Genomic DNA, 6,623 nt, shown 5'->3' with positions numbered 1-6,623 from the left:
TGCTCGACCCCCACCTGGCCTGGCGCGGTTTTCACGAGCGGGTGGACCTGCCTGCGCCGATGGGGGTGAGGCCCATCATGGGACGGCCCTGGAAGCTGGCCAACCGCGATGTCCACATCCGCCACCCAGGGCCCCGCTATGGGGGCGACGGCCGCGCAGTGCTACAAGAGGTGCTGGGCCTGGACGACGCGCGCATCGCTGCCCTGTTCGACGCCAAGGTGGTCTGCACCGAACCGTCGATACCTAAGCCATTTGATGCCATGGGTCTGGCCGAACTGCAGCGGGTCAAGGCGATTCACGAGGTGGACCCGGACTACAAGCGCAAGCTGGGCCTGCCGGCTGACTGAGGCCGGCAGCGCCAGCAGCGTCGGTAGCGTCGACTTTGCCGGCGGATACGATCAACAAATACGACAGCAGGAGCAGCCATGGCAAGCCTCAACATCGCGGTAGAAGACAAGGTCGCCGTGTGCGAGTTCAACCGTCCGCAGGCGATGAACTCGATCGACCCGGAAATGCGGCAGGAGCTCTACGCCTTCTACCGCCGCATCAACGAGGATGAGGGCATTCACGCAGTGGTGTTCACCGGTGCTGGCGACAAGGCTTTTTGCACCGGCGCCGACCTGAAGAAGACCCTGCCCGACCCGAACCAGAGCTACGCCCGCCAGCTGTTGGTGGAGCGTGACACCGGCAGCGCCTTCATGGGTCTGGAGACCGACAAGCCCTTGATCTGCGCGGTCAATGGCTATGCGCTGGCCGGTGGTACCGAGTTGCTGGCCATCACCGACATCGCGATTGCCTCGGAGAACGCCAAGTTCGGGCTGAGCGAGGTCAAGCGCGGCTCCATCCCCTGGGGCGGCAGTATTCCACGCCTCGCGCGCTCGCTGTCCAAGACCGATTTCATGCTGCTGCTCCTCACCGGCGACACCATCGATGCCCAGGAAGCCCTGCGCATGGGCCTGGTGAGCAAGGTGGTGCCGCACGCGGACCTCATGCCCACCGCGATGGACATCGCCCGCCGCATCGCCCACAACGCTCCGCTGTCGGTGCGCGCGGCCAAGCAACTGTTCACGCGCGGCGCCGACATGCCGCTCACCCAGGCATTGGCCCTGGACAAGTTCATGTACGGCCTGCTCAAGGACACCGAAGACCGCGTGGAAGGCCGTAAGGCCTTCGCCGAAAAGCGCAACCCGGTCTGGAAGGGGCGCTGAGATGACTGCACCCAGCACGACGAGTACGCCTGTCGCTGCGCTCGAGGGCCTGCGCGTTCTGGACCTGAGCGGCGCCATGGGCAATTACGCCGGCAAGTTGTTCGCCGACATGGGCGCCGACGTCATTTTGGTCGAGCCGCTCCAGGGCAGCGAACTGCGCCGCGAAGGCCCTTTCATCGACGACCAGCCCGGTACCGAGCGCAGCCTCAACTTCGCCTACCAGAACACCAGCAAGCGCGGCATCTGCCTGAACCTCGAGACCGCCAGCGGGCAGGCCCTGCTGCGCGAGCTTGCGGCCGGCGCTGACCTGGTGCTGGAGACTTTCGCGCCCGGCTGGATGGAGGCCCACGGCCTGGGCTACGCGCAGCTGGTGCAGCGCCGCCCGCAGCTCGTGATGGCCAGCATCACCCCCTTCGGCCAGACCGGGCCTTATGCCGACCTGCAGGCCACCGACCTGGTGGCCCTGGCCACCGGCGGCCTGCTGTGGATGGGGGGCTACCAGGGCGTGGCGCCGACCCAGGCCCATGGCGACCAGGCCTTCAAGTGCGCAGCGATGTACGGCGCGGTGGCGGCCATGCTGGCCGTGACCGACGCCGAATTGAGCGGCGAGGGCCAGCAGGTGGACATTGCCATGCAGGAGTGCGTGACCCTGGCGCTGGAAAACGCGGCCCAGACCTACGACCTCGAGGGTGTCATTCGTAAGCGGCCCCTGGGTGACCAGCGCTTTGCCGGCTACGGTCTGTTCGAGTGCCAGGACGGCTACATCTACCTGGGCTCGCGCGGTATCGGCAACAGCCCGGCCTGGTCCCGCAGCCTGCAGTGGTTCAAGGACGCCGGCATGGTGGGCGTGGACCGCCTGTTCGGGCCCGAGTGGTCCGACCTCACCTACCTCAAGAGCGAAGAGGCCCGCGAGGTCTTTGGTGACCTGTTCATGACCTGGTCGCGCCAGCGCACCAAAGAGTGGCTCTACACCGAAGGTCAAAAGCGGCTCATTCCGCTGGCCCCGGTGAGCACACCGCGCGACCTGCTGGACAACCCGCAGCTGCGCGCCCGTGAGCACTTCGTTCCCTTCACCCACCCGCTGGTCTCGGCGGCGGCCGAAATGCCTGGCGCGCCCTATGTGCTCTCTAGCACGCCCTGGCGCCTGCAGCGCCCGGCCCCCGGGCTCGGCCAGCACACCAGCGAAGTCCTGGCCGAGATCGGCATCACGCGTGACGAGGTCGCGCGCCTGTGCGCCGCGGGGGTGGTGGCATGACTGCAGCCAGCGCATCGCATGGAAGCCCTATGACCGAGAAACGTCTTCCCCTGGCCGGCCTGCGGGTGGCCGACTTCTGCTGGATCGGAGCCGGCTCCTACACCACCAAGATCTTTGGTGACCTTGGCGCCGACGTGATCAAGATCGAGAGCTCGACCCGGCTCGACTCGCTGCGCATGGCCGGCCCTTACAAGGACAGCAAGCCCGGCGTGAACCGCAGCGGCTACTTCGCCGACCGCAACACCAGCAAGCGCGGAATCACGGTCGACATGAAGCACCCGAAGGCGCTGGGCCTGATCCGCAAGCTCATCGCGCAAAGCGACATCGTGGCCAACAACTTTGCCGCCGGTGTGATGGAGAAGTTCGGCCTGGGCTATGAGGACTGCAAGCGCATCCGCCCCGACATCCTCTACATCGGCATGTCCATGCAGGGCTCGCAGGGGCCGCAGCGTGACTTCCGTGGCACCGGCAGCAGCATTGCGGCACTCACCGGCATTCAGGACCTGAGCGGCCTGCCGGGCAATGTGCCCGCCGGCACCGGCACCAACTACCCCGACCACTTGCCCAACCCCTGCCACGCGGCCTTCGCCCTGCTCGCGGCGCTGCGCCATCGTCGGCGCACCGGCCAGGGCCAGTGCATCGACTTTGCCCAGACCGAACCCATGCTTTCGCTCATGGGGCCGACCTTTCTGGACCTCACCGTCAACGGCCGCTTGCAGCAACGCCGCGGCAATGACCATCCCTGGATGGCGCCGCATGGCGTCTATCCCTGCGTCGGCAGCGACCGTTGGATCGCGATCACCGTGGCCACCGATGTCCAGTGGGCGGCGCTGGTGGGCGTGATGGGTTCGCCCGCCTGGGCGCTGGAGGCGCGCTGGCAGACGCTGCCGCAGCGTCACCGCGAGCGCCAGGCACTCGACGCGCTGCTGGCTGCCTGGACAGCAGGACAAGACCGCTACGACCTGATGCGCCGCCTGCAGGCCGCCGGCGTGCCCGCGGGCGCGGTGCAGGACGCGCACGACGTCACCCGCGAGGACCCGCAGCTGGCGCACCGCGGCCACTGGATCCGCATGCCCCATGCGGAGATGGGCGAGTCGATCTACAACAACCTGCCGTTTCGCCTGTCGCGCCACACGGTCCAGCCCCAGCGCGGCGCGCCCCTCCTGGGCGAGCACACCCGCGAGGTGCTGGGCAGCCTGCTGGGCCTGACCGAGTCCGAGATCGACGCGCTGCAGGCCGAGGACTTGCTCAAATGAGCCACCGCCTGCGCAGACGCGGCGCGATCGTCGGCGTGGGTGCCAGCGCGCAGGGCAAGGTGCCGGGCGCGACCGCGCTGTCGCTGGCGGTCGACGCCTTCAAGCGTGCGCTGGACGACAGCGGCCTGCGCAAAAACCAGATCGACGGTCTGCTCACCTTGCGTGGCCAGACCTCGCCCGAGGGCGAGCAAAACTACCTGCGCCTGGGCGAGACCCTGGGTATCAACCCACGCTGGACTGGCGGCATGCACATGGGGGGCGCCACTGCGGGTGCCCTGATCCAGCAGGCGGTTCTGGCCATCGACGCCGGCATGGCCACCCATGTCGCCTGCGTCTACGGCGACGCCGCTGCCACCGGGGGGGGCGTCTTCAACCGGGCCCAGGGCTGGGGCGACTCGTCCTCGATCTGGGGCTTCATGGCGGCGGCTGCCAACAGCGCCATGACCGCCTCGCGCCACATGGCGCTCTATGGCACCACCAGCCGCCAGCTGGGCGAAGTGGCGGTGGCTTGCCGCCACCATGCATCACTCAACCCCGATGCAGTCATGCGCCAGCCGATCACCGTGGACGACCACCAGGCCTCCCGCTGGATCGTGGAGCCGCTGCACCTGCTCGATTGCTGCCTGGTCTCCGACGGCGGCGTGTGCGTCATCGTCTCCAGCGCCGAGCATGCGCGCGACCTGCGCCAGCCGGTAGTCCCCATCCTGGGCATGGGCCAGGCCCACACCACCCAGACCCTGGGCCGGGAAGACTGGTGGTACGCGCCGCACCAGAAGGCCGCGGTGCAAGACGCCTATGCCATGGCCGGTGTGGGCGCGAGCGACATCGACGTTGCCCAGCTCTATGACAACTTCACCATCAGCGTGCTGCTGTGGCTCGAGCACGCCGGCTTTTGCGCGCCGGGCGAGGCGGGGGCATTTGTCGAGGGCGGCCGCATCCGCCTGGGCGGGCAGCTGCCGGTGAACACCGCCGGCGGCAATTTGTCGGAGTCTTTCATGGAGGGCTGGCTGCACATCGTCGAGGGCGTGCGCCAGATGCGCGGCCAGTGCGGGCCGCGCCAGGTGCCGGGCGCCGAGATCTGTTTGACCACCGGCCGCGGCATGGCCCTCAATTGCGCCAATGCATTGGTGCTGGGAAAGGGCTGAGGCACCATGACTGAATCCGCCAAGCTCGAATCGGTTTTGCCCGAATACAACAAACCCCTGCCGGTACTCACCGACGACAACCGGCCCTTCTGGGACGCCTGCCGGGGCGGGCGACTGTCCTTTCAATGCTGCAGTGGCTGCGGCCATCTGCGCTACCCGATCAGTCCCTTCTGTCCGGAGTGCCTCAGCGCTGACTTCGCCTGGAACCCTGTCTCGGGGCGCGGCACGGTGTTTGCCAGCGTGGTCTTTCACCAGGCCTACCACCCGGGCTTCAAGGGCGAGGTGCCCTACAACGTTGCCCTCATCCAACTGGAGGAGGGGCCGCGCATGTACAGCAACGTGGTTGGGGTGCCGCCCCGCGAGGTGCGGGTGGGTGACCTGGTCGAAGTGCTATTTGACCCGGTCACACCCGAGATCACGGTGCCGCGGTTTCGGCCGCGTGGCACGGCCACCTGAACACGAATCCTGATTTCGAATCCTGGACACGATCCCTCAACGCACAACCTGAACACGAGACACCGCATGTTCAAAGTCGACACCCTGGCCCCGCCCGAGCGGCATTTTGAAGACTTCCACGAGGGCCAGGAGATGCCCGTCGTGACCAAGGGCCCGATGAGTGCCGGCCACCAGGTGCGCTGGGCCGGCGCCTGCGACAACTACGCCTCGGACTTTCATCACGACGCGGCCGCCGCGCGCGCCCAGGGCCTGCCCGGCCTGCTGCTGTCGGGCCCCTTCATGGCGTCTTACATGCTCACCGAGGTGAGCCACTGGCTGGGAAGCCATGCCCGCGTGCTGTCCTTCTGGGACAAGAACAGCGGCACCACCATGCCCGGCGACATGGCCCATATCCACGCCCGCATCACCCGCATGCAGGTCGAAGGCGACATGGGCCGGGTCGAGGTGACCTGCGACATCGTCAACCAGGACGGCAAGTCGACCACGCCCGGCGGGTTGGTGGCGCTGCTGCCGCGGAAGGGAGCCTGAGATGGGAGAGCCGATGACCGCGCTGCAAATGGAGGCCTCCCTCAAGGCCATGGAGGGCCCGCTGGGCCAGCCCGACACCATGCCGATCGAGATGATGGCGGCCCGGCGCATGGGCCTGTGCGTCGAGGCGCTCGACCCGATCCACTATGACGAGACCGCAGCCCGTGCGCGCGGCTACCGCGGCATCGTCGCGCCCTGGCCGCTCTTGTGGCTGGCGTTCTTCAATTGCCGCGACGCGCCCCTGAAGTTCGACTTCGGCAGGGCCACCATCCACGGCGGTGACAGTTATGAATTTCACGAGCCGATGGTGGTGGGCGACACCCTCACCGTGCGCGCCACCGTCACCTCCACCGCGGTCAAGCAGGGCAAGGCCGGGCCGATGGGGGTGATCGTCACCCGGCGCGAATTCCACAACCAACTCGGCCAGCTCTGCGCCATCCTCGACACGACCAACATCCGCCGCTGAGGCGGATGCACGCCAGTGCCATCCAGGGCGAGTGAACGGCGCCGCAGACCGGGCATATGGGCTTGACAGGCCTGGGTACGCTACCTAGACTGGCCTGCGAAAGTTAGCGCTATCATGAAGGTGGCCAGCCAGCCAACCCGCCACCTCGGCCGCGTTCCGAACATCACCGCCCCCACAGGAGACAGACATGCGCACCATCACCCGCCGGACCGCCCTGGCCCTTGCCGCTTCGGCCCTGGCCGCCCCGACCGCCGCCCTGGCCCAGGCCGGCTTTCCGAGCAAGCCGATCCGTCTGGTGGTTCCCTTTCC

The 6,623-nt window shown here is 67.7% G+C and carries 7 protein-coding genes and 2 pseudogenes; all 9 read left to right on the top strand.

What is annotated here, in order from left to right; genetic code table 11:
• Positions 1 to 347 (top strand): annotated as a pseudogene (locus QE494_RS07560) (hypothetical protein); the annotation flags it as partial.
• Between the two features lie 78 nt (positions 348 to 425).
• Positions 426 to 1,208: an enoyl-CoA hydratase/isomerase family protein gene (locus QE494_RS07555; protein ID WP_300042310.1), complete on the top strand. Its 783-nt coding sequence runs from the start codon at positions 426 to 428 to the stop codon at positions 1,206 to 1,208.
• A gap of 1 nt (position 1,209) precedes the next feature.
• Entirely contained in the window at positions 1,210 to 2,463 is a 1,254-nt protein-coding gene (locus QE494_RS07550; protein ID WP_300042309.1) for a CaiB/BaiF CoA-transferase family protein, read from the top strand.
• A gap of 29 nt (positions 2,464 to 2,492) precedes the next feature.
• A complete protein-coding gene (locus tag QE494_RS07545) occupies positions 2,493 to 3,719 on the top strand; it encodes a CaiB/BaiF CoA-transferase family protein (protein ID WP_300042308.1) in 1,227 nt (408 codons plus the stop codon).
• On the top strand, positions 3,716 to 4,864 hold the full coding sequence (locus QE494_RS07540) for a thiolase family protein (protein ID WP_300042307.1): 1,149 nt from the start codon (positions 3,716 to 3,718) through the stop codon (positions 4,862 to 4,864). The genes QE494_RS07545 and QE494_RS07540 overlap by 4 nt, the downstream gene beginning before the upstream one ends.
• Before the next feature lie 6 nt (positions 4,865 to 4,870).
• Positions 4,871 to 5,320: a Zn-ribbon domain-containing OB-fold protein gene (locus QE494_RS07535; protein ID WP_300042306.1), complete on the top strand. Its 450-nt coding sequence runs from the start codon at positions 4,871 to 4,873 to the stop codon at positions 5,318 to 5,320.
• A 66-nt stretch (positions 5,321 to 5,386) separates the two neighbouring features.
• On the top strand, positions 5,387 to 5,848 hold the full coding sequence (locus tag QE494_RS07530; RefSeq protein ID WP_300042305.1) for a hypothetical protein: 462 nt from the start codon (positions 5,387 to 5,389) through the stop codon (positions 5,846 to 5,848).
• Positions 5,849 to 5,861: 13 nt separating this feature from the next.
• Positions 5,862 to 6,314 carry a MaoC family dehydratase N-terminal domain-containing protein gene (locus tag QE494_RS07525; protein ID WP_300042304.1) on the top strand — a complete coding sequence of 151 codons (453 nt, stop codon included), beginning with the start codon at positions 5,862 to 5,864 and terminating at the stop codon, positions 6,312 to 6,314.
• A 187-nt stretch (positions 6,315 to 6,501) separates the two neighbouring features.
• Positions 6,502 to 6,623, top strand: a pseudogene (locus QE494_RS07520) (tripartite tricarboxylate transporter substrate binding protein); the annotation flags it as partial.

The sequence above is a fragment of the Ramlibacter sp. genome, from assembly GCF_029866045.1.
In the GTDB taxonomy this organism is placed as follows: domain Bacteria; phylum Pseudomonadota; class Gammaproteobacteria; order Burkholderiales; family Burkholderiaceae_C; genus Ramlibacter.
Note: the sequence above shows the minus strand (reverse complement) of the source record. Positions and strands in the feature narration are given on the sequence as shown.

Excerpts from the sequence above, each read along its gene's own strand:
- QE494_RS07555 (WP_300042310.1), top strand. The coding sequence starts at position 426 with ATGGCAAGCCTCAACATCGCGGTAGAAGACAAGGTCGCCGTGTGCGAG.
- QE494_RS07550 (WP_300042309.1), top strand. The coding sequence starts at position 1,210 with ATGACTGCACCCAGCACGACGAGTACGCCTGTCGCTGCGCTCGAGGGC.
- QE494_RS07545 (WP_300042308.1), top strand. The coding sequence starts at position 2,493 with ATGACCGAGAAACGTCTTCCCCTGGCCGGCCTGCGGGTGGCCGACTTC.
- QE494_RS07540 (WP_300042307.1), top strand. The coding sequence starts at position 3,716 with ATGAGCCACCGCCTGCGCAGACGCGGCGCGATCGTCGGCGTGGGTGCC.
- QE494_RS07535 (WP_300042306.1), top strand. The coding sequence starts at position 4,871 with ATGACTGAATCCGCCAAGCTCGAATCGGTTTTGCCCGAATACAACAAA.
- QE494_RS07530 (WP_300042305.1), top strand. The coding sequence starts at position 5,387 with ATGTTCAAAGTCGACACCCTGGCCCCGCCCGAGCGGCATTTTGAAGAC.
- QE494_RS07525 (WP_300042304.1), top strand. The coding sequence starts at position 5,862 with ATGACCGCGCTGCAAATGGAGGCCTCCCTCAAGGCCATGGAGGGCCCG.